At 62.9% G+C, this 22,244-nt stretch carries 22 protein-coding genes and 1 pseudogene; 10 read left to right on the plus strand and 13 right to left on the minus strand.

From position 1 onward, the window contains the following. From EY713_RS08300 to EY713_RS08325, 6 genes are all read right to left on the minus strand, one after another. Complete coding sequence (locus EY713_RS08300) at positions 1-2,178, minus strand: putative bifunctional diguanylate cyclase/phosphodiesterase (RefSeq protein WP_131114377.1); 2,178 nt, start codon at positions 2,176-2,178, stop codon at positions 1-3. A gap of 395 nt (positions 2,179-2,573) precedes the next feature. Then, the gene (locus tag EY713_RS08305; protein ID WP_131114378.1) at positions 2,574-3,494 is read right to left on the minus strand and encodes an acetamidase/formamidase family protein; all 921 of its coding nucleotides are present in this window, start codon (positions 3,492-3,494) and stop codon (positions 2,574-2,576) included. A gap of 75 nt (positions 3,495-3,569) precedes the next feature. Continuing rightward, on the minus strand, positions 3,570-4,412 hold the full coding sequence (locus EY713_RS08310) for an ABC transporter permease (RefSeq protein ID WP_131114379.1): 843 nt from the start codon (positions 4,410-4,412) through the stop codon (positions 3,570-3,572). Positions 4,413-4,425: 13 nt separating this feature from the next. Further along, complete coding sequence (locus tag EY713_RS08315; RefSeq protein ID WP_245572945.1) at positions 4,426-5,259, minus strand: ABC transporter ATP-binding protein; 834 nt, start codon at positions 5,257-5,259, stop codon at positions 4,426-4,428. A gap of 11 nt (positions 5,260-5,270) precedes the next feature. Further along, positions 5,271-6,281, minus strand: a complete 1,011-nt coding sequence (locus EY713_RS08320; RefSeq protein WP_131114380.1) for an ABC transporter substrate-binding protein — start codon at positions 6,279-6,281, stop codon at positions 5,271-5,273. 277 nt (positions 6,282-6,558) lie between these two features. Further along, entirely contained in the window at positions 6,559-6,912 is a 354-nt protein-coding gene (locus EY713_RS08325; RefSeq protein ID WP_131114381.1) for a transposase, read from the minus strand. 148 nt (positions 6,913-7,060) lie between these two features. Between EY713_RS08325 and EY713_RS08330 the strand changes: the two genes are divergently transcribed. Beyond that, positions 7,061-7,999, plus strand: coding sequence for an acetamidase/formamidase family protein (locus tag EY713_RS08330; RefSeq protein WP_131114382.1), 939 nt, complete (start codon positions 7,061-7,063; stop codon positions 7,997-7,999). Between the two features lie 83 nt (positions 8,000-8,082). Here the strand turns inward: EY713_RS08330 and EY713_RS08335 are convergent, their stop codons facing one another. The 4 genes from EY713_RS08335 to tnpA (EY713_RS08350) form a co-directional block, all read right to left on the minus strand. After that, on the minus strand, positions 8,083-8,424 hold the full coding sequence (locus tag EY713_RS08335; protein WP_131114383.1) for a DUF5605 domain-containing protein: 342 nt from the start codon (positions 8,422-8,424) through the stop codon (positions 8,083-8,085). Positions 8,425-8,529: 105 nt separating this feature from the next. Beyond that, a protein-coding gene (locus EY713_RS08340; RefSeq protein WP_131113674.1) for an IS3 family transposase occupies positions 8,530-9,710 on the minus strand; the annotation gives its coding sequence in 2 pieces (ribosomal slippage) (positions 8,530-9,449 and positions 9,449-9,710; 1,182 coding nt in all). Between the two features lie 46 nt (positions 9,711-9,756). Then, the gene (gene tnpB / locus EY713_RS08345; protein ID WP_131114384.1) at positions 9,757-10,080 is read right to left on the minus strand and encodes an IS66 family insertion sequence element accessory protein TnpB; all 324 of its coding nucleotides are present in this window, start codon (positions 10,078-10,080) and stop codon (positions 9,757-9,759) included. Further along, complete coding sequence (gene tnpA / locus EY713_RS08350; RefSeq protein ID WP_165491064.1) at positions 10,077-10,376, minus strand: IS66-like element accessory protein TnpA; 300 nt, start codon at positions 10,374-10,376, stop codon at positions 10,077-10,079. The genes tnpB (EY713_RS08345) and tnpA (EY713_RS08350) overlap by 4 nt, the downstream gene beginning before the upstream one ends. A 251-nt stretch (positions 10,377-10,627) precedes the next feature. Here tnpA (EY713_RS08350) and tnpA (EY713_RS08355) point away from each other — a divergent pair, with 251 nt between their 5' ends. From tnpA (EY713_RS08355) to EY713_RS08370, 4 genes and pseudogenes are all read left to right on the plus strand, one after another. Then, complete coding sequence (gene tnpA, locus EY713_RS08355; protein WP_131114386.1) at positions 10,628-11,014, plus strand: IS66-like element accessory protein TnpA; 387 nt, start codon at positions 10,628-10,630, stop codon at positions 11,012-11,014. After that, the gene (tnpB, locus tag EY713_RS08360) at positions 11,011-11,358 is read left to right on the plus strand and encodes an IS66 family insertion sequence element accessory protein TnpB (protein WP_131114387.1); all 348 of its coding nucleotides are present in this window, start codon (positions 11,011-11,013) and stop codon (positions 11,356-11,358) included. Before tnpA (EY713_RS08355) ends, tnpB (EY713_RS08360) begins: the two co-directional genes overlap by 4 nt. A 94-nt stretch (positions 11,359-11,452) precedes the next feature. Next, a complete protein-coding gene (tnpC, locus tag EY713_RS08365) occupies positions 11,453-12,976 on the plus strand; it encodes an IS66 family transposase (RefSeq protein ID WP_425374363.1) in 1,524 nt (507 codons plus the stop codon). A gap of 59 nt (positions 12,977-13,035) precedes the next feature. Beyond that, positions 13,036-13,800 (plus strand): annotated as a pseudogene (locus EY713_RS08370) (IS256 family transposase); the annotation flags it as partial. A 103-nt stretch (positions 13,801-13,903) separates the two neighbouring features. On the opposite strand, the gene EY713_RS08375 reads toward EY713_RS08370, so the two are convergent. The 3 genes from EY713_RS08375 to EY713_RS08385 form a co-directional block, all read right to left on the minus strand. Next, positions 13,904-14,308 carry a hypothetical protein gene (locus tag EY713_RS08375; protein WP_131114389.1) on the minus strand — a complete coding sequence of 135 codons (405 nt, stop codon included), beginning with the start codon at positions 14,306-14,308 and terminating at the stop codon, positions 13,904-13,906. A gap of 150 nt (positions 14,309-14,458) precedes the next feature. After that, a complete protein-coding gene (locus EY713_RS08380) occupies positions 14,459-15,142 on the minus strand; it encodes a GntR family transcriptional regulator (RefSeq protein WP_165491065.1) in 684 nt (227 codons plus the stop codon). 138 nt (positions 15,143-15,280) lie between these two features. Next, positions 15,281-16,105 carry an alpha/beta hydrolase gene (locus tag EY713_RS08385; protein ID WP_131114391.1) on the minus strand — a complete coding sequence of 275 codons (825 nt, stop codon included), beginning with the start codon at positions 16,103-16,105 and terminating at the stop codon, positions 15,281-15,283. Between the two features lie 111 nt (positions 16,106-16,216). On the opposite strand from EY713_RS08385, the gene EY713_RS08390 reads away from it, so the two are divergent. The 5 genes from EY713_RS08390 to EY713_RS08410 all read left to right on the plus strand — a co-directional run bounded on the left by EY713_RS08390 (position 16,217) and on the right by EY713_RS08410 (position 22,027). Continuing rightward, complete coding sequence (locus tag EY713_RS08390; RefSeq protein ID WP_131114392.1) at positions 16,217-17,227, plus strand: isopenicillin N synthase family dioxygenase; 1,011 nt, start codon at positions 16,217-16,219, stop codon at positions 17,225-17,227. A 74-nt stretch (positions 17,228-17,301) separates the two neighbouring features. Further along, positions 17,302-18,366 carry a CapA family protein gene (locus EY713_RS08395; RefSeq protein ID WP_131114393.1) on the plus strand — a complete coding sequence of 355 codons (1,065 nt, stop codon included), beginning with the start codon at positions 17,302-17,304 and terminating at the stop codon, positions 18,364-18,366. Between the two features lie 52 nt (positions 18,367-18,418). Continuing rightward, positions 18,419-19,417 (plus strand): sugar ABC transporter substrate-binding protein, encoded by a 999-nt coding sequence (locus EY713_RS08400; protein WP_165491066.1) that lies wholly within the window; start codon positions 18,419-18,421, stop codon positions 19,415-19,417. Between the two features lie 82 nt (positions 19,418-19,499). After that, positions 19,500-21,005 carry a sugar ABC transporter ATP-binding protein gene (locus EY713_RS08405; protein ID WP_131114395.1) on the plus strand — a complete coding sequence of 502 codons (1,506 nt, stop codon included), beginning with the start codon at positions 19,500-19,502 and terminating at the stop codon, positions 21,003-21,005. Continuing rightward, a complete protein-coding gene (locus EY713_RS08410; RefSeq protein WP_131114396.1) occupies positions 21,002-22,027 on the plus strand; it encodes an ABC transporter permease in 1,026 nt (341 codons plus the stop codon). The genes EY713_RS08405 and EY713_RS08410 overlap by 4 nt, the downstream gene beginning before the upstream one ends. The last annotated feature ends 217 nt before the right edge of the window (positions 22,028-22,244 follow it).

Raw genomic sequence — 22,244 nt, forward strand, 5'->3', positions numbered from 1 at the left:
TCATCCTAGTTGCGCTCCCGTGACGGCGTCCGGTCCCGTTGGTGATCCGGGCAACGCTTGCTCCACGGGGCCTCGCATTGGAAGTCTCACGTTATGGGCTAGCATCCACGTAAAATCTTCGGCGACAAGCGGCATACTGAACAGATATCCCTGCCCGACGGCGCATCCCTCTTGCTGCAGAAATGCGCGCTGCATGTCGGTTTCGATACCCTCCGCAACCAACGCTATTCCCATGCTCCGCGCCAAGGAAATGATCGCCCGGATGATCAAGGCATCGGTTGATTCCAGCACGAGCTTCCGGACGAAGATCTGATCGATTTTGAGCTTATCGACGGGAAAATCGCGCAGGTAGCGGAAAGTGGCATGCCCGCTGCCGAAATCGTCGATCGCGATCGTGAATCCCATGGTCCGCAAGGCGTGAAGCGACGCCATGATCTGCGGCGAAGGCTCGACCAACAACCCTTCGGTCAAATCGATTTCGAAATTCGCGGCATTTGCCCCTTGGCTTTCAAGAGCCTCTGCGACGAGGGCGACGAATCCCGGCTCGATCAATTGATTGCCGGACACGTTCACGGCCACGGGTGGGGGCGCCAACCCGGCACTCGTCCAGAGCCGATGCTGGCGAAAGGCTTGTTCGAGAACCCATCGGCCGAGCGGCACAATCAAGCCCGATGTCTCGGCAAGCGGAATGAACCGATCCGGTCGTTGCATCCCGAGCGTCGGGTGCTTCCATCGCACCAGAGCTTCGGCAGATACGATCCGGCCGGACGCAAGCTCGACGAGCGGCTGGTAATGGAGCTCAAGTTCGTCGTTGGCGATCGCATGTTCGAGCGAGCGCGCCAGGACGGCCTCGTTGCGGTGACGATCGTCCTGCTCGGGTGAATAGAGCATCGGGGTGTTTCGGCCGGATTGCTTGGCCCAGCGAAGCGCGAGTTCGGCCTGGGTCATGACTTCGCTGGCGATCCCTTTGTCGGCCATCGTCTCGGTCTCGAGCCGCTGGTGGAAGGTCGCACCGATGCAGGTCAGAACCGTCAGCCACTCCGTCCCGATCTGCATCGGTTGCGCGAACGCCTCGCGCAACGAGCCGACGCAGAGCGACAAAGACTCTTGGTCGGCGCAGTCGGGGATCATGATCGCGAATTCGTCGCCACCAAGACGGGCCGCGACACCACCGATCGAGGCGGCGAGTTTGGCAAGTCGCTTCGCGGTTTCGCGCAGGATCGTATCGCCGGCGATCTGGCCGAGCCGTTCATTGAGCGCACTGAAGGCCGAAATGTCGCTACAAATCACAGCGCAAGTCGCGGATTCAGACCTCTCTGCCGTCAGTTCCGACTCGAGCGCTTGCAGCCACGCCGCGCGGGTCAGCAAGCCCGTGAGCGGATCACGAGACGCTTGGTTCGCGATCTCGCTCTCCCACCGTTCCTCGGCGCTGGACTCGATCGCGATGCCGTCCCATACGATTTCGCCGTTGGGCGTGCGGCGTGGCATCGCCCTACTGCGAAGCCAATGCAGAGTACCGTTGGAAGCGACGAGCCTGAACTCTTCCCGAAAGACGGACATGCCGGCTGCTGACTTGCGGATTGCGGCATAGACCGCGTCGTGATCGTCCGGGTGGACAAGATTGTCGAAGGTTCGCATGACTTGGCTGTTATCAATTCCAAGCATCTGAGCGACAGACGCGCTGCGATAGACGGTATCGATTGTCCCATCGCTTCGCATGATCAAGCGATAGATGTATCCCGGAAGATGCTCCGCGACGCTTGGGAGGTTTGTGTCGACCTCTCCAATTGTTGCAGCGGGATCACCGGTCACGTCCGTCGGCCGATAGATACTGATGAGATGCGTCACCCGCCCCGAGGCATCTCGGATAGGGTCGATCGAGACGTCGGTTCGATAAGGCGTCCCGTCTTTTCGAGTGGTCACAATCGTGCGGCGGATGCCTCGGCCTTCCGTGAGGACGGCCTGCATGTCCGCCTTGACGCTCCGATCGGTCTTTAAGCCGTCGAGGACAGCATCGTCGCGGCCGACGAGATCCGCGATCGGATGGCCGCACATGGCGCTGAAGGCTGCGTTTGCATAGGAGATGACATGCTCGCCTTGAACCATCGCCGTGACGAGAACAGGCCAGGAGACACCATCGAGAGCCTGATAGAGAGGGGGTGGGGCAGGCTCCCTCATGAAGCGGCGGCCGATGACGGGGCGGAGGACGACGAGGCGGACGATGTGGAGCGTCGCGTCGAGAATCCGACGATAACTGCTGAGGTCCTCATCACGTCCGCAATGATCGATCTATCATAGGCTTAAATCTCCAGCACGTGAGCGGACCGCACTCTCACATCGCCGTCATGGCTAAAATCTCACACAATATATAATATATGTTAGCGCCATTCGCTCGAAAGCACCAGCCTACCTTAAGCTGAACCTTAAGGCTTTGCCAGGCGCACCCGCGTCCTGACAACCAGATCTGCCGAAGCGCGTCGTGATGTCCACCTCTCTCCGTTCTAAGGCTATGACCGACACGCAACATCACTGCGGCGGCCACGTGATCGCGATGTCGACCCCGGGTCGCAGTTTCAGGTGAACTGAGCCAGGATCGCCTTTGATACTTTACAAATATAAGTATACTTTGGGTTGACCATCTGGGTACAGCGCGCCTCTGCGATCTGCGCGAGAAGCAGGTATCCGTCGGGCTCCGGGATATTCCATTCATCGTTGAGCCAGTAGATCATCTCCTGGAAGGCGATCCGCATGGCGTCCTCCAGGGGGCGGGCACAGCCGAGGGTGCAAAGATGCGTCGCGGTCTCGATACGCGGATGTCCGAGCCGTTTGGGAGCCTTTTCGATCGTGATCCTGAGCGTGACGTTCGAGCCGATCTCGATCGCGCCCATGCCGACCGCCTCGCCATCGCCCTGGAGCGCATGACAATCGCCGATAAAGAAATGCGCCCCTGGTTTTTCGACGCGGAGCATGATGATGCTGCCGGTCGTGATCTCCTGGACGTCGAGGTTGCCCCCATGCGTGCCGTTGTCCACCGTGAGCACGGCACCATGAATCGGAGCGACACCGATCACGCCGGCCATCGGTTTGCAAGGAAGCCTGACCGTGTCGGTCCAATGGACGACGCCGTCAAGAACATCGACCACACGGGTCTGGATCCCGAATTCCTTGCGCCGGACCCAATCCGGGAACATGCCATGGCCTGGCCAAAGCGAGGAATACCCGAGCGTGTCGAGTTCCATATGCAGAATTTCGACCTTCAGCATGTCGCCCGGCATCGCGCCGACGACCTCGATCGGGCCCGTCGCGCCATTCACGAACGGGAAGGTCACATCGACTTCCGTGAGTTGCTGTCCAACATGTTTGATCACGCCATCACCGATGTTGATGACACATTCGATCGTGACGGTTTCGCCTGGCTCGACGTGAGCCACGAAGTCATCGTCGCCCGAAAGCGCGTATTTGATGGTGCCTTGCTTGCTGATGCGTTGGGTCATGTGTCCTCCGTTCCGATCTCGTGGCCTTTGGGCGGCACGATGATGCTGTCGAGCGATTGACGTGGAGCGCGCGCGCTAGCCGGCGCGACGCCACGGCGTCAAAGCATGTTCGACCTTGCCGACCATGAAGGTTAGCAAAAGCGCGAGCGCGATGGTGCCCACCAACGACGCGAACACCTTGGGGATCGCGTAGAGCGAGCCGGCCTGGAAAATCGCATGGCCCAGGCCGACCGACGACGACATGAACTCGCCGACGATTGCGCCGATCAGCGCGAAGCCGACCGTGAGCTTCAATCCCGCAAAGATGTCAGTCAGCGAGGAGGGGACGACGAGTTTCGAAAAGATCTGGGGTTTCGAGGCACCCAGCGTGCGAAGCAGATTGATCTGGTCGGGATCGACGCCGATCGCACCCTTGTAGGACGTGACCAGCGCGACGACGACGACCGAGATCGTCGACATCGCGATCTTCGATGGCAGTCCTGTGCCAAACCAGATGATAATGATGGGCGCGAGAGCGATAATGGGGATCGAGCCGATCGCGATCACGAAAGGCTGGACGACGCGCGAGACGAAAAGCGAATACCAGAGCATCAGTCCGGCCAACGTCCCGATCAGATTGCCGACCACGAAGCCGAGAACCGTCTCGGTCCCTGTCACGGCGCTGTCGCGCAACAGACTGCCATCCAGGATCATCTGCCATAAAAACCGTCCGATGGCGGAGGGCGACCCGAACATGAAGGCCGATTGGCTGCTCTTCGACGTTTGATACTCCCAGAACCCCAGGAAGGCGGCGAGGATCGCAAGCTGGACCGCGAGCACGAGGGCGTGCTGTCGCAGCCGCTCGGTCCGCAGTCGGCGAACCGCGAGCCGATCCGGGCTGCCTTGCGCAGCCGGCGTTTGCCCGATCAGGACCGACATCGCTGCTCTCCGGTCATGTGCGGACGACCGCGAGATCGGCCCAGATCCGACGCACATAATCGCCGAAATCCGGGCTTTCCCGGGCCGCGATCATGTCGCCCCGAGCCGCCCCGAGCGAGATACTGTAGCTAGCCTTCACGGCCGTGGGACGGTGCGACAACACCAGAACGCGATCGGCGATCGACACGGCTTCCTCGATATCGTGAGTGATCAGCAGAACCGACTTGCCGCTATCCCGCACCAGCTTGGCGGTGTCGCTCTCGATCAGGAGCTTGGTCTGGAAATCGAGCGCTGCGAAAGGCTCGTCGAGCAGCAGAACGTCGGGATCATTGGCGAGGGTGCGGGCGAGCGCCACGCGTTGCCGCATCCCGCCCGAGAGCGTCGATGGATAATTATCCGCGAAACCATGGAGGCCCAGCTGGTCGAGCAAGGCGCGTGCCCTGTCGTCGGCTTCGGCAGCGGGAACGCGGCGAATTTCCATGCCGAGCTTCACATTGTCGACGGCCTTGCGCCAAGGCAAAAGCAGATCCTTCTGCAGCATGTAACCGAAGCTGGCCTGTTTGACGCCGCGCTTTTGCGCGCCGAGCTTTTCGCCGTACCAGCGAACCGTCCCGCGATCGGGCTCGATCAGGCCACAGATGACATTCAGCATGGTCGTCTTCCCGCAACCCGACGGGCCGACGATGCTGACGATCTCGCCGCGGCCAAGCGTGAACGACAGATCGCCGATCACGGGTGTCACATTGCCGGGCGACACATAGCTCTTGGCGACGTGATCGACCACGATCGGTTGCGTCTGCTCGGCCGACATCGTCTCTAGACTGCGTTCGGCACTGCGTTCAGCCATGACGATCTCGGTCAGCCGGCTGCCTTGACGGCTTTGTCGGCGAATGAATTGTCGATGATCTGATCGAACGGGACGGTGCCTTTGGCGTTGCCGAGATAAACCTGCATGTCCATCAGGTTCTTCCATTGATCGGGTTTGGTCACCACAGACTGCGCCGGAATGAGATATTTCAGTTCTGCATCGATCGCCGCGTCGACGACCTCGCCGGGGAGATCCGGAAATTCGAGACGAGCGACCTGCTTGGCATAAGCCGGGTCCGCATAGGTTTTGCGCGAGGCTTCCTCGAACGACGTCACGAGCGCCTGCACCATGGCCGGATCTTTCTCGATCGTGGTCGGCAGCACCATGATGCCGGTGTTGCAGAAGGGTCCGATATAGGTCGAGAAGTCGAACACGACCTTGGCGCCCTGCGACACCGCCGACGCGACGCCGGGCTGATAGGCGATCGCGATATCGGCTTGGCCGGCCAGCATGGCGGCGATTTCCGTGCCAGGGCTGACCGGGATGATGGTGGCGTCGACCCCGACCTTCAGGCCCGCATTTTCGAGCAAGCGCTTGGCAACGCTATAGTTGGTGTTGGGCTCAGGCGATGTGACGATCTTGAGACCCTTGAACATCTTGGGGTCGGTGAACGGCTCGAGTGTCTTGGACACGCCAAAATAATGCGCGCGCTGAACGACTGTCCCGACCACCACGCCGGGGCCGCCATTCTCGCGTGAAATCTGCGCCATGGTGGCATCGCCGATCGCGAAATCGGCGGAACCGCCGAGAACCGCCGCGAACGTTTGCGTGTCGCCGCCGGCGGCGCTCACCTGCATATCTAGGCCATTTTTCTTGAAGATGCCGGCGTGCATGCCGACGTAGAGGTTGATGTAGCCAAGGTTGTGGACCGCTTCGCTGAACCGAACGGGCTTGAGGTCGGCCGCAAAAGCGACGCCCCCAAAGAGCGACACGGTCGTCGCGCCCGCCACACCCTTCATGAAGGACCGGCGGTTGGGGAAGGATTTCGTTCCAAAGATCATCGTCGCTCTCCACTGCCACGTGCATGAATGGCTCTCATCCGTGCAGCTTCCTGTGCGATCCTCGGACGAGCAAGCATCTTTGATAAGCGGCGATTGTCCAAAACACGTGCAGTCTGGTTAAAGCCGATCAAAGACTTGACCTTGCAAGACAACGTCAGTCTTGGTTCGTGATGAAATCTTGCGGTTCTGACGCAGGAGTGCCGCGATCTCTCGTTGTAATTTGTCAAAAATGACATGACCGTGAGCCGTCGCTGCACAAACTATCAGCGGAGGTTCATCACCGGACACGGAGCGCCGCATAGCGGCCCACGACGGTCGCGGAGGTCACGCCCGATGACACCCTGCCGCCACCGAGATCGCTTCGCATCGTCACGCGAGATGGCGACGTGGTCGTGGAAATCGTCTTGATGGCTCGGTGCGCCGCCTCGGCCTTCAGCCTATAATTCTCTTGTTCGAGCGCCCGCAGAGCGTGGACCGCAAAGGGTTTGAGGCCGCCGAAGCGACGCCGCCATCGATAGAGCGTTCGCAGCGTGATTCCGGCGGTCTGGCACATTTCATCAGCAGGCCGCCCGGCTTCGACATCTCGCACCATCGCGATGATTTCCGAGTCTGAATAAGCGGAACGGCGCATCGTGACCTCGCTCGCGTCGAACGACCGCGCCAGTCAGGCGCGCGGTTTGCATCGGGAGCGGATCGCCCCTGTCGCGATCAGCCAAGCAAAAATTTGGCCAAACCAGACACGGGCAGGTGACCCGGTCCGCAGCAGAAGGAGGTTTCACATGGCGAGGCGTCACGAGATCCCTCCGACACCCGACGCCATGGTGTGGGGCTACTTCGACGCGAGCCGCCCGGCCGTGATCGAGATCGAGTCAGGCGACATGGTCACGCTTCACTCGTTCCCGGCAGGCGGCCCGGAGACGTTGCCGCCCGATCGCGGCCTCGTCAGCGCCGACTATCGCAGGGTGCTCGAGACGCTGCCGCAGGGTCCTGGCCCGCATTTCATCACCGGCCCCGTGCACGTGCGAGGGGCCGAGCCGGGCGACACGCTGCAAATCGATATTCTGGATGTGCGGATCAATCAGGATTGGGGTTTCATGGCGATCCTGCCACTCCTCGGCACTCTGCCCGAGGAGTTCACGGATTACGAGATCGTGCACCCGCTGATCGATCATCAGCGCAATGTCGCGATCATGCCTTGGGGCACCGAAGTTCCGCTGGCGCCCTTTTTTGGCATCATCGCGGTCGCGCCGCCCCCAGCCTGGGGGCGTGTCGGCTCACCCGTGCCGCGTCGCTTTGGCGGCAACATGGACAATAAGGAACTGAGGCCCGGCGCCACGCTTTTTTTGCCGGTGTTCAACGACGGCGCGCTGTTCTACGCCGGGGATGGCCATGCCGTGCAAGGCGACGGTGAGGTTTGCATCACGGCACTCGAAACCGGCGTGACCGGGAGCTTTCGCCTGACGATCCGTAAAGACATGGCGCTCGAATGGCCCTTCGCCGAAACCGCCACCCACCTCATGTCGATCGGGCTCGACGACGATCTCGATGACGCCGCCAAACAGGCCGTCCGTGAGATGGTGCACCACATCTGCGCCCGGTCCAACCTCACGCCCAATCAGGCCTATATGCTGTGCTCTCTGGCCGGAAACCTCCGCGTCACCCAAATCGTCGACGGCAACAAGGGCATTCACATGATGTTCCCGAAGGCTCTCCTCTGAGACCAGTCACGCGACCCTCTATTCACTGGACCACACTGCAGTATCGAAGCCCGAGACCAATCATCTGGGCAAAACGGCAGGCCTTACTTGGCTCGAACAGGTCTGATCCGGACGGCCTGATAAGGTTTTCCTGGTAGCTTCACGCCAAAGGCTGCTTCTGGCTCGCCGCCGGCCATCGCCCCGCCGCGTTGGCGTAACGCCGGAGAAGCGGGTAACGCCGCCTTGTCGAGGCGGGTCACCGTCATCTCCCACGTATCGATGAGGTCGATCTCATAGTCGCCGTCTTCTAACGGCAGGCCCACGGCCCACTCGCGGGGCTGGTGCTCCCCGAAATAGAGGAAACGGACAGTCCCGTCCCGCGCGCCGGAAACCCGACTGAACTCCCAGCGCCCATCCTCGCTCAGGGGTGTCAGTCCTTCGGTCACGCTGTCCTCGACGAGCCACCGTAAAAAGCCGATCCGCGCTGCGCTTTCGCCGTGCAAAACGCCACCTTTGGTGATCGGCCCCCATCGGGTGGTCCGGGTTGATTGTTAGTTCATGGTCGGCCTGGGCGCCACCCTGAGCATGGCCGGCGGAGATGGTCGGGGTTTCGCAGCCGGCCATGCGGCGAAGGCGGGCACGAAGACCTCCGGCGCCGGGGGCTTGTAGCCGATTGATCCGTGCGGGCGCACAGTATTGTAATGCCTTCTCCAGCTTTCGATGATGACCTGAGCTTCCTTGAGCGAGTAGAAGATCTCTCCGTCGAGCAGCTCGTCTCGGAAGCGAGCGTTGAACGACTCGACGTAGCCGTTCTCCCACGGGCTGCCTGGGGCAATATAGGCGGTCTTTGCTCCAACCGCCGTGATCCAGTCTTGCACAGCCTGGGCGATGAACTCGGGGCCGTTGTCCGAACGGATGTGACCAGGCACGCCGCGCAGGATGAACAGGTCGGACAGAACGTCAATGACGTCGGTCGAGTTGAGCTTGCGCGCGACCCGGATGGCCAGGCACTCCCGGGTGAACTCGTCGACGACATTGAGGGTCCTGAACTTGCGGCCGTCATGCGTGCGATCCTCGACAAAGTCGTACGACCAGACGTGATCGCGGTGCTCGGGCCGGAGGCGAATGCAGGAGCCGTCGTTGAGCCAGAGACGTCCCTTCTTCGGCTGCTTGGCCGGCACCTTCAGCCCTTCGCATCGCCAGATGCGCTCGACCCGCTTGTCGTTTACCAGCCACCCGGCATCGCGCAGCAACGCCGCGATCTTGCGATAGCCGTAGCGGCCGTACTGCCGCGCCAGCTCGATGATGTCGCCCGTCAACGCCTCTTCGTCGTCAAAGCCCCGCGGCGCCTTGCGCTGCGTCGAGCGGTGCTGACCGAGCGCCGCACAGACGCGGCGCTCGGAGACAGGCAAATGCTGTCGCACATGCTCGATGCAGACGCGCCGGCGCGCGGGGCTCAGAAGTTTCCCGAGGCCGCCTCCTTCAGAATCAGCTTGTCGAGCGTGAGGTCGGCGATCGCCTTGCGAAGCCGCATGTTCTCCGTCTCCAGCTCCTTCAGGCGCTTGACCTGGTCAAGCTTCAAGCCGCCGAACTCCTTCCGCCACCGGTAGTAGGTGACCTCGGTCACCCCGATCGAGCGAACCGAGTCCGCAACGGTCTTCCCCTGTGAGACCAACACGTCGACCTGACGCAGCTTGCTCACGATCTCTTCAGGCTTCGGTCGTCTTCCCATCGATCCATCCTCCAGGCTCGAAAGCCATACATCGGGATGGACCACTTCAAGGGGGGACGATCAAGTCGATACCCTCCAGCAACATGGCGGCCTGTGCCGGGGTCAGAGCGGCAGCCGCCCCGCTCTCCACCGAGGGCCACAGAAAGCGGCCCTTCTCCAGCCGCTTGGCAAACAGGCAGTAGCCCTGGCCGTCCCACCACAGGATCTTGAGCAGACGCCCCTGACGACCCCGGAACACGAAGGCCTGCCCCGAGAAGGGATCGCGACGGAGGTGGTCCTGCACCAGCGCGGCCAAGCCGTCGAAGCCCTTGCGCATATCGGTATGGCCGGTTGCCAGCCAGACACGCGCACCAGCGGGCACCGGGATCATCGACCAACCAGGGCGTCGATCACGCTGCGCAGGACAATGAGATCGACCGGACCCTCGACCCGCAAGCGATGGCCGCCCGCCAAGTCGATCTTGATCGTGCCTGAAGTGTGTCGAGGCAAATCAACGGGAGCAGGCAAGGCCACGGGCATGAACGAGGGCGGCGCCGACGACGATGTCACAGCACGCTCCCCAGCCCGCGCGTTACGCCGCCACCGGAACAGCAGGCTCGAATGAATGCCGTGTCGTCGCGCCACCATCGAAACCGTGGCACCAGGCTCGCCCGCCTCGGTTACCATCCCTCGCTTGTCTTCCTCCGACCAGACCCGACGGGTTGTCGCCGTCACGACGTGTGGTGGGTTCGTCCTATGTCCAGACATGGTGCCGATACAAAGCCAAATGGGACCATCTGTATCCAGCCAGACCCCTTAGTCGCACAAGGCGCCCGTCAGCGAGCGCTTACTACGCATCCGACGAAGGCCGCCTTGCGGGATGACGGGCTTGCGGCCGACCTTATGGGCTTAAGGCTAGCCTAAAGGTCATCAGGTCGATGCGGGTCGAGGTTCTGAGCGGGGTTGAGCGCCGGCGTCAATGGTCGGACGATGAGAAGGCCCGGATCGTTGAGGAGACTTTGGTCCCGGGTGCGCGGGTGGCCGAGGTGGCGCGACGCAACGCGGTAAGTGCCAGCCTTGTGTTCGGATGGCGTCGCCTGGCTCGCGCCGGCCTTCTGGGACGGGGCGTGCCGGCGCTGGTTCCGGTCGAGATCGTGGCTCCCGTTCCCGCACTGCCGACCCCCACGCCATCGAGCGTATCGCGCCCGAGGCGGTCGGCCGGGCTGATCGAGATCGAACTGTCGCAGGGGCGCCGCCTGCGGGTGGGCCCTGATGTCGACGGCGACGCGCTGCGGCGCGTCCTCGATGCCCTGGATCGCCGATGATCCCGCTGCCGAGCGGCACCAAGGTGTGGCTGGCGACAGGCCACACCGACATGCGCAAGGGTATTGGTGGCCTGTCACTGTTGGTGCAGGAGGTGCTCGGGCGCGACCCGTTCTGCGGCCACCTGTTCGTCTTCCGCGGCCGTCGATCCGACTTGATCAAGATCGTCTGGCACGACGGCCAGGGCGGGTGCCTGTTCATGAAGAGGCTGGACCGCGGCCGGTTCACCTGGCCGTCGGCGAGTGACGGGGCGATCGCGATCACGCCGGCGCAGCTCGCCTACCTGACCGAGGGGATCGACTGGAGAAACCCACAGCAGACGTGGCGTCCGAGCCAAGCGGGATAACGAAAAGGCTTGCAGTGGCAGGAGGTTGTGATCTGATCGGGGTGTGACGACGTCCCCCGATCAGCTCCCGTCCGACCTCGCCGATGCCCACGCCATGATCGTGGCGCTGCGTAGCGAAGCCCTGATCCGCCGGCTCGAAACCGAGAAGCTGAAGTTCCTGATCGCCAAGCTGCGCCGTGAGCAGTTCGGCCAGTCCTCCGAGCGTGGCAGGCTCCTCGTGGAGCAACTCGAGTTGGCCATCGCCGACGTGGAAGAGAGCCAGGGCGCGGCCGAGGCGGAGGCCGACATCGCGGCACCCGCCGCGGCGGCCGCGGAGCGACAGAAGCGCCCCGCCCGTACGCAACGCCCAAGCCTGCCCGATCACCTGCCGGTGGAGCGGATCGTGTATCCGGCGCCCTGCGCCTGCGCCAAATGCGGTGGAGCCCGGCTTCGCAAGCTCGACGACGTCGTGTCGCGCTCGCTCGAATGCGAGCCGCGGCGGTGGAAGATCGTCGAGCACGTACGCGAGAAGATGACGTGCCGCGACTGCGAGAGCGTCACCGAGACGCCGGCCCCGTCCCACCCGATCCCGCGCGGCTTTGCCGGCCCGAACCTGCTGGCGAGCGTGCTGGTGTCGAAGTTCATGCTTCACCAGCCGCTGAACCGGCAGAGCGACGCCTTCGCCCGCGAGGGGATCGCGATCGATACCTCGACGCTGGCGGACCGCGTCGGCGCCTGTGCGGTGGCGCTCGCCCCGATCGTGGACGCGATCAGGCGTCACGTGCTGGCGGCGGATCGGATCCACGGCGATGACACGACAGTGCCGGTGTTGGCCAAAGGAAAGACCGACACGGGGCGCCTGTGGACCTACGTGCGGGACGACCGGCCGTTCGGCGGTGCCGACCCGCCGGCCGCGGCCTTCCATTATTCGCGCAGCCGGTCCGGGGAACACCCGCGGGAGCACCTGGCGACCTACGGCGGCATCCTGCAGGCCGATGCCTACGCGGGCTACAACGACCTTTATGACGGCCGACGCAGACCAGCACCCGTGATCGAGGCGGCGTGCTGGGCCCACGGACGGCGGAAACTGTTCGACATCGCCAAGCTGACGAAGGCGCCGATCGCGGTGGAAGCGGTACGACGCATCGATGAGATTTTCGCCATAGAGCGCACCATTAACGGCCAGACCTCGGTCGAGCGCGTCGCTGCACGACAACAACAGTCGAAGCCGCTCATCCTCGATCTGGAGATCTACCTTCGGGAACAGCGAATGCTGCTCTCGGCCAAGAGCGATACGGCCAAGGCCATCACTTATATCCTGAGCCGTTGGGCGGCCTTCACCCGCTTTCTCGACGACGGCAGGATCTGCCTGAGCAATAACGCGGCGGAGCGCGCACTGCGGGGGATCGCCATCGGCAGACGGAACTGGACGTTCTGCGGCTCAGACGCGGGCGGCCATCGCGCCGCCGCCATCTATACGCTGATCGAGACCGCCAAGCTCAACGATGTCGATCCTCAGGCCTGGCTCGCCGACGTCCTCGCCCGGCTGCCGGACCACCCCGCCAAGCGCCTCGACGAGCTGCTGCCCTGGAACTGGAAGGCCAGCCGACCTGGCGCAGCCCTGGCCCAGGCGGCCTGACACACCACCGACGCGATCCACAGAACGCCGCCGTCACACAGGTAGCCCTGACCTACGGTCTTGGCCGGATGCGTACTGTCTACGTATGGGCTGACGGCGTCTACCTGCAGGCCCGGATGGAGAACCAGGCGGAGTGCATGCTGGTGCTGATCGGGGCGACACCCGAGGGCAGGAAGGAGTTGGTCGGCTTCCAAGTCGGCGTGCGAGAGAGCGCCCAGAGTTGGCGCGAACTGCTCGTCGAGGTGAAACGGCATGGTCTGATCATCGCGCCCGAACTGGCGATTGGCGACGGCGCGCTCGGGTTCTGGAAGGCCCTCGAGGAGATCTATCCCGGCACGCGGCACCAACGCTGCTGGGTCCACAAGACCGCCAACGTGCTCAACAAGGTCCCGAAATCCGTCCAGGCCGCGATGAAGGACGATCTTCGTGAGGTCCATGGCGCGCCGACCCGGGCGGCGGCCGAAACGGCCATCGTCGTCTTCGACGAGAAGTACGGAGCGAAGTACCCCAGGGCGGTCGCCTGCCTAACCAAAAACCGCGAGGCCCTGCTGACCTTCTTCGACTTCCCCGCCGAGCACTGGGACCACCTGCGCACCTCGAACCCCATCGAGAGCATCTTCGCCACCGTCCGACACAGGACGGTGCGCACCAAGGGGGCACTCTCGCCGACCACGGCACGGCTAATGGTCTTCAAGCTGGTCATGGCCGCCTCAAAGACCTGGCGGCGTCTCAAAGGCGAGAACCAGTTGCCCAAGGTTGTCGCCGGTGTCATCTTCCGGGACGGGACCGAGGTCCTCGACCGCACGTCAGACCGCGCCGCCTGACTGCTGCATCACCTAAATTCCCGCATAGCTCAAGGACGGGTTCGCGCGTGTCGTTCCGGTCCACAGCGAACTTGAGCGCGAAGGCCTGATCCATTTCGTCGAATCATCCGGAAGCGGTTTCCTGTTCGTCGGTGACGTCGCGCAAAAGCGTGGCGCCAGCCGTAGCCCCCAGGAGCTTCGAGCTGCAGAACTTGCTGCATGGATCAGGACGCAGGCTGATCTCGAGCTTGGGCTCAGTCCCAATCACTCTTGGCGGCACACTTTTGTGACACAAGCCGAAGGTGCGGAGATTTCGAAGCGCCATAGCAACGCTATCACAGGCCACAATAAGCGACGGGATGCCAGTGACGGTTATTTCTCTCCCGGCGTTGCGCAGCTCAAGACTGAGATAGAGAAGCTCCCTGCCTTCGACCTTGCATAACGCTTTAGGCTTGTTCTTGTTGACGCCGTCAATTGAGGCGAGGCGTCTATCGGCCCATGATCGAACGTAAGGTGCCTGCTTGGACATTCGGCTTTGCGCCGGGAGCGGCCGTTGCCCGGGCGCAGAATAGCGGACATTCGGCATTGCGCCCATCCAAGTCGTTCAGTAGCAACTCGCCCGCTCCCGCAAGCTGCCGTTCGCAGCGGAACCTCGACTTTTGTGCCCCCGAAGATTCTCTCAGATTTCAACGCGCTTGCGAACGGCCGGTCGTATTGTAGAGAAGATCGCGACGAGGTCGGTTCCCTCTTGTTTGTTGAGGGCCAGCGCCGCCTCGATATGTATCAGGTGCGCGAGCGAGAGAGAAAGTGCACCCGCAGTATCGCTGGCGGCGAGCGCGTCGACGATGGAATCATGCTCGCGTAGCGAGCAGTCGAGTTGGTGGCCCGTTGCATGCGCTGACACAGCAAGCGAGCTTTGCGCGATGAGGTCGCGCAGGATGGAGGAGAAGATGCTGTTTCCGGCAGCCTGGGCCAGCCGAAGGTGGAACAGGCCCGACAACCTAACCTCAGCGTTGCGGTCGCCGATCTCGATCGCCTGGTGCTCGGCGGCGAGGTGAGTGCGGAGACTTGCGATTGCAGCTTCGCGCTGCGGTCCCGGCAATGCCGCGACGAGACGGACGAGCTCGGCTTCAATTAGGCGACGGGCCTGAAAGACCTCGCGCGTCTCCTTGGCTGTTGGCCGCGCCACGGTGGCGCCGCGGTTTGGCGAGAGCTGGACGATCCGTCGTTGCGACAGCACAAGGAGTACCTTGCGGATTCGGGCGCGATTCAGGCCGAAGATCTCGGCAAGTTGCTCCTCCGCCAGCTTGATGCCGGGCGCGAGACGACGTTCGGCGATGGCCTGCACGATCGCATCGAGCATTTCTGTTTCGGGTTCGGACAACCCTGCGACGCCTGGATCGTCGCCGTCTTCGACGTCATGTTCGGTCATATTGCGCTTGGCCATCACCTGCCTGAATAGCTTCGCGTCCGGCGCGCTGCAATGACGAAAATCGACACATCAGGTCGCCATGCGCGCCAGCTTTGTAGCGAGCACGCCGTCGGGCGACGCCAGGGATTCCAGCACGGAGAAGTGGTCCGCCCCGGATACTGGAAAAACCTCGGGCCGCCAGCCCTGCGCTTCGAGCGCGGCCCCGTAGTCGCGAGACTGGCGCTGGATTTCAGGACGTTCGCGATCACCAAATGTCACCACGAGCGGCTTGGCGGCGCCCGCCGGTCGATGCAAGGGCGAGAAGGTCCGCGCGTCATCCGCTGACATCCCGATGGCATCGTTGAGCCCGGAGAGGCGGATCGGCTCAAGGTCGTAGATGCCGCTGATCAAGAGCCCGCCGGCGACGTTCGGGAGGGTCAATGCGGTCGCCATCAGATGAGCACCGGTGGAAATTCCGCACACGTAGAGCGGAGCAAGACCACCGCATATTGTAGACAATCCATGTTCTATCCATCGCACCATTGCATGAACTTCGCCGCAGATCTGCTCCATCGTCGCCGCAGGCGCCAGCGTGTATTCCCCGACGGCGACGTTTAGGGTGTGCGGCAGCAGGCCGGCAGCGACGAACGCTTGCCCCTCCTTGTCGTTCCACTGCCAGTAGCCGCCGTGAAGAAACAGGATCGTGGGCCGCCCAGGGACTCCACAGGGGAAGATGTCGACCTTCTGCCGTGCGCTGTCGCCGTAGTGCAGATCTCTACCGCAGAGCGTCGAAGCGTAAACAGTGTCGCTGCGCTCTGCCCAGCGCGTCAGGTAGCCCTCCCAGTCGGGCACGACCGCCCGATTGTTGTAGGCTGTGTCTAAAGCTTCGCGATCCATTCCGCGATATGTTTTCATGCTGTTTGCCCAAAGGTTAGACAATGAGTGACGCTAATTTGGCATTGTCATGTCAACATCATTGTTTACAATAATCATCATCGAAAACGATCGAGTTGCAAGGAGTTTATAATGCCCGCACTTGAGGAAGTCCCAATTATCGATCTTCGGCCTTTCCTGAACGGTACCGACGAGGAGCGTAGGAAAGTCGCGGAACTCGTCGACAAAACCAATCGTGAGATTGGTTTCCTCGTCGTAACCGGGCACGGCTTTGACCTGGATCTCCTTGCCAAGTGGTTCGATGTCTCCCGCCGCTTCTTCGAGCAGCCGGCCGATACCAAGGCCGCCTGCATGCCCGCTGTGTCGGGCGATCACCAGGGCTACCACCAGCTCGCCGCGTCCGGTCTTGCCGCCAAGGAAGGGCAAGAGGCTCCGCCGGATCTCCGCGAATACTTCATGATCGGCCGCCTCGACACGGACGCGCCTTACTTTCAGGACGAGTCGGCGAAGCGCTTCTACAAGCCGAACCGCTGGCCCGAGCAGCCGATTGAATTCCGCGAGATTGGTGAGCGATACTATCGCGCCGTCGACCAGTTGGGCCGCCAGCTGATGTCCCTGTTCGGCGTGGCGCTCGGCCTCGGCCAAGGATTCTTTGAGCCGTATATAAACCGGCAGTTTTCGGTCGTCAGCTCTATCTACTACCCGGCCCAGCGCGTAGCGCCGATGCCGGGACAGTTGCGGGCCGGCGCCCACACTGACTACGGCAGCCTGACGATCCTGGCCCCGACCGACTCGCCAGGCGGGCTCCAGGTCCGCACCCTCGCGGGCGACTGGGTCGACGTCCCCTACGTCCCGGGTGCCTTCGTCATCAACATTGGTGATATGATGCAGCGTTGGACCAACGACCGTTGGCTTTCCAACATGCACAGGGTCGCCAACCCGCCCGCGGCATCGGCAGCGACCCCTAAGCCGCGCCAGTCGATCGCGTTCTTCCTGCATCCGAACTACGACGCAGTCATCGAGTGCCTGCCGACCTGCACCGATGCTGCCAACCCGCCCAAGCACGCCGCGATCCTCGCCGGCGAGTACATGCGGGAGAAGGAGGCTGCCATCGCCCAGGCCAAGCCCACGAAGGCGGCCTGACAGAGGCTGCCATGGCTTGAAAACAGCATGCCTGCAGCACGCGACGACCCCAGAAACTTGGAGCACAGCAGGGCATGAGTTCTCTCTCGATCGTCCTTGCCGGCGATATCTGCCCCACGCGCAGGCTCGGGCCGTTCGCGCCGGAGGTCGAGGCCGTGTTCGCGCTGATCCGCGCGGCGGACCTCGCCGTCGGCGACTTCGAGATGCCTCTAACGACTGCCGGTACGCCCGTGCAGAAGCTTCTCAACCTCCGAGCCAATCCAGAGATAGCGCAAGACATCCCTGCTCTGGGCTTCGGGATACTCACGTTAGCCAACAATCATGCTGTCGACTACGGCTGGACGGCGCTGGACGGAACCGCCCGCCTCTTGCAGGAGAGAGGCCTGCAGACGATCGGCGTTGGTACTGACCGAGCGGCAGCGGCATTACCTGCCATTCGGACAGTGCGCGGCGCAAGGATCGGCGTTGTCGCTTTCTCCTGCCTGACTCCGACGGGCATGGGAGCGTCTGACGAGCGCCCGGGAATCTCGGCAATCCACATCGAGACCGCCTACGAGATCGATCCCTGGTACCAGATGGAGGAGCCTGGCGACCCATCGGTCGTCACCGTGCGGACCCGGGTCAGGGATGCCGATCGCATATGGGTCGAACAAACAGTCCGGAAGGCTAAGGCGGACTGCGACGTGCTGATCGTCAGCGTCCATTGGGGCTTTGGGTCGGGTGACGAACTCGCGGAGTACCAGGAGCCGCTTGGGCGAGCATTCATCGAGGCTGGCGCCGACGTGGTCCATGGCCATCATCCACACGCGATCCATCCGGTCGGTTTCCACCATGGCAAACCTATCCTCTACGGGTTGAGCACACTGGTCGGCCAACAAGTGTTCATGCCGGCCTCGGATCAGGTGCAGGCCCTCTGGGCCGCGATGTCGGCAGACGGGATCGTTGCTGAACTGCGGCTTGATGGTGGCGTCCCGGACGTCGTGCTTCATCCCACGATGTTGAATGCCGACCGGCTACCCGTGCTTGCCCAGGGGATCGACTTCGATCGGATCGAAGAGAGGATTCGGCACCTCTCCGCGCCCCTCGGAGCCGCCATCGTCCGAAACGACCACGCCCTCACCGTCACACCTCGGTCCTGATCACAGGCTCGAAGTCCCGCGGCGCCGCCGCATTACTGAAGGAAGCGATCCCATGACCAAGACACCCAGGTTTCCGCTGTCGCAAACCGCGTCGCGCCGCATCGTGGTGGCCGCGTTCGGTGCGGCAGTTGCTTGTGCGGCCGCGCCCATAGCAGGCGCGAGTGCCGAAGAAACGATCATCGCCATCAGCTTTCCAAATGCGTCGACAATCGGCGCCGTCGTAACGGAGATCGAGGGCGCCAAGAAGAAAGGTGCCGAGATGGGCTACAAGGTCGTGGTCGACGACCCCAGCACCGACCTCAACAAACAGATCAACACGATCAAGACCTGGACGGAGCAGAAGGTCGGCGCGATCGTTTGCGACGCTCTGCAACCTGCGGCGTTCGAGTCCGTCGCCAAGCAGGCCCGAGCCGCGGGGGTCAAGTGGATCACCTACGGTGAGAAGCTTGAGAATCAAGATGCCACGGTCGGATACGCGCAATATGCCGATGGGCATACCCTGGGCGAATATGCGGGTAGCTGGATCGCAGGCAAGCCGGGCTTCAAGGCCAAGGTCGTGATCCTGGGCTACCAGAAGGGCGTATGGGGCCAGTTGCGTGGCAAAGGCATCAAGGAAGGCCTGCTGGCCAAGGCGCCCAATGTAGACATCGTTGCCGAGCAGGATGCGATCAGCCCAACCGAGGGCCTCAACGTGACGCGTTCTATTCTCCAGGCCCATCCCGACGCCAACGTGATCCTGGGCGTCGAGGATCCCGCCACCGAGGGGGCCTACAAGGCCTGGATCGCGTCTGGCAAGGACAAGGCCGACCCGAATGCCTTCATCGGGGGCATGGATGGCACCGCGCCGGCCCTCAAGCTTCTGAAAGAGGGTGGCACGGTCTATCGCGCTTCGATGGCGATCCCGCTCGTCGCAGTTGGTGAAGCCATGATCACCACCGCCGACGCCCTGATCAAGGGCAGGAAGCCGGGCGACGATATCGTTCCCCTCGAACTCGTGACCGAAAAATCGCCCAAGGCCGAGGAATACCTCATGCAGCAGGGCGAAAAGTAAACGTTGCAGGTCAGTTCCTCGCCGGCTCCGCTTCGGTGGGCCGCTGGCGAGGACGGCAAGCATCCGATCACGAGGTTTCAACATGGCCTTCGCTGTCTACGGCCTCCAGAAATCATACGGCGGTGTCGAGGTCCTGGGTGGGATCGATCTCGAAGTCGCCGACGGCGAAATTCACGCACTGCTCGGCGCGAACGGGGCTGGAAAGTCCACGCTGATCAAGTGCCTATCGGGAGCAGTCACGCCCGACGCCGGCGTTATCATAGTCGGAGCAGAGCGCTTCGAAGCGCTGACGCCGCGCGAGGCTCGTCAGGCCGGGGTCTCGGTCGTCTACCAGGACCTCTCCCTGGCGGCGACGCTGGACGTCTCCGACAACATGTTCCTGGGTCAGGAACTCCGGTGGGGTCCGTTCGTGCGCAAGCGCCAGCAGCGGATCGAGGCCCGGCGTTGGCTGGAAACGATGGGCACCGACATCGCTCCCACAGCCTCGCTGTCATCCCTCGGCAATGCTGGGCTTCAGGCGGTCGAGATCGCCAAAGCTTTGCGGACCAAACCGAAGGTGCTGATCCTTGACGAGCCCACGGCCGCGCTGTCGGAACGTGAGGCCGAAACTCTTGGTCACCATCTCAAGGAACTCAAGAAGCAGAGCCTGCCGTTGCTCTACGTCACGCACAGGTTGGCCGAGGTCTTCGCACTTGCCGACCGCGTGACAGTTCTGCGCGGGGGCCGAGTCGTGCTCAGCGGGCTCGTGGCGGAATACGATCGCGATGCGCTGGTCGGCGCCATCGTGGGGGAGCAGATCGACCGTGGCCGGCCAAAGGCGCAGGCCGGTAAAAACGCAAACCGCGAGCCCGTGCTTCGTGTCGAGGGATTACTGGCTGCCGGGATAGGCCCCATGAATCTTACAGTTGGGGCCGGAGAGGTGGTGGGTGTGTTCGGGCTGGTCGGCTCCGGCCGCACGGAGATGCTGGAGGCACTTTTCGGCCATCGGCCCGCGGCCGCCGGCAAGGTGGCCCTGGACGGCCGGCCTATTACGCTCGGCGATCCCAAGCGGGCTGTCGCGGCCGGCTTGGCCCTGGTCCCGTCGGACCGGCTCCGCAAGAGCATTCTCGGACCGCTGTCGGCGGGCGAGAACGTCCTGCTCCCGTCCTACGCCCGCATCGGCGTCCTTGGCGCCCGCCGCCGCGCCGCCGAGCGGGTAGTGTTCCAGCAGGCTGCCGGCCGGATGGATCTCAGACCGTCCCGCATTGACCTTGAAGCGAAGCGATTCTCCGGGGGCAACCAGCAGAAACTCGTTATCGCCCGCTGGTTAAACGCTGTTCAGGACTGCCGGGTCTTGATGCTCGATGAGCCGACGCAAGGCGTCGATGTAGGGGCGCGCCGCGATATCTACCGGGCGTTGGCGGACACCGCCGCCGCCGGACGAGGCGTTCTCGTCACCTCGTCGGAACCCGAAGAACTCGTCCAGGTGGCCCATCGGGTGATCGTGCTCGCCCATGGTTTCGTCGTCGCTGTACTTGAAGGCGCCGCCATCGAGGAAGCCAGACTCCTCTCCCTCGCCCATGCCCTTGAAGGGAAGGACGCCTCATGAACGAAGTCAGCAAAGTGCGCAGGCGCCAGCGCGGCCTACCCGTCGAACTCGTCGTGAACAACATCCTGCTGCTCGCGCTGTTAGTCCTCGTCGTCTACTTCGGCAGCCACAGCAGCGCATTCCTGACGGTATCAAACTTTAAGGTGCTGCTGACGAACTACGCCGCGATCGGCATCGTGGCAGCCGTCATGGCCTTGTTGGTCATCGCCGGTCAGGTAGACCTTTCGATCGGCTCGAACATCGCGTTCTCGGCGATGGTGACCGCTATCGCGATGACGGCCTGGCACCTCCCGGCGACGATCGGCATCCTGCTAGGCATAGGATCAGGCGCGCTCATAGGGCTTCTGAACGGGATCCTGTGCGCATACCTGGGGTTCAGCCCGATCATTGTGACGCTGGGCATGCTGAGCGTCCTGCGCGGCACCACTCTCCTCATCAACCCGATCGAAGTGAGTGGCTTGGGAGACGTCCTCTTCTCGGTTGGTAACGGCGAAACGCTCGGAATGCCGAACCTGCTCATCGTGGTCCTGTGCGCGTTTCTGCTGTCTGCCGCTTTTCTCTCATTAACCGTGTGGGGACGCTACGTTTTCGCCATCGGCATCAACCCCCAGGCGGCGTTCCTGGCCGCTCTTCCAGTGCGGCCGGTGCTGCTCGGGTTGTTCGTCGCGACGGGGGCCGCTGCTGGCGCCTCGGGTGTGGTCCTCGCGGCGCGCCTCGATGGTGTATCGCCCGGCTCGCTGGGGCTGCAGATGGAGTTGCAAGCGCTGACCATCATCCTGTTGGGTGGTGTCGCCTTCGCGGGGGGGCGCGGCCGCGTCCTGGGCGTCTTCACAGCATGGGTCTTCCTAGGCGTACTCGACAACGGACTGACGCTCTTGAACGTCCCGCCTTTCGTGCAACTAGTCGCGAGCGGTCTCGCGCTCGTCTTCGCAGCCAGCTTGGATGCTCTGGGAACCTTTCTTGGACCGCGATTGGAGCAGCGGCGGCGTGTCGCCGAGCAGCTAAGCCAAGCCAAGAGCTGAACGTGCCTGTATTATGCTCCAAACCGGATCGACCCCGTTCGGCCAAGTACGGTCGTAGGTGCCGGCTTAGGTGCGCCAACAGCAGACCTTCGGCAGGTCCGTTTTGAGGTTTCCGGAGCAAGCGTTAGCGTGTCGGCTTCGGTTTCCGGCTTGGCGACGATGGCCATGCGACGACGCTCGGCATCGAGCCTGTCTAGCTCAACCCGGTGCCGTATGG

Origin of the sequence: Lichenihabitans psoromatis (assembly GCF_004323635.1) — a bacterium.
GTDB lineage: Bacteria > Pseudomonadota > Alphaproteobacteria > Rhizobiales > Beijerinckiaceae > Lichenihabitans > Lichenihabitans psoromatis.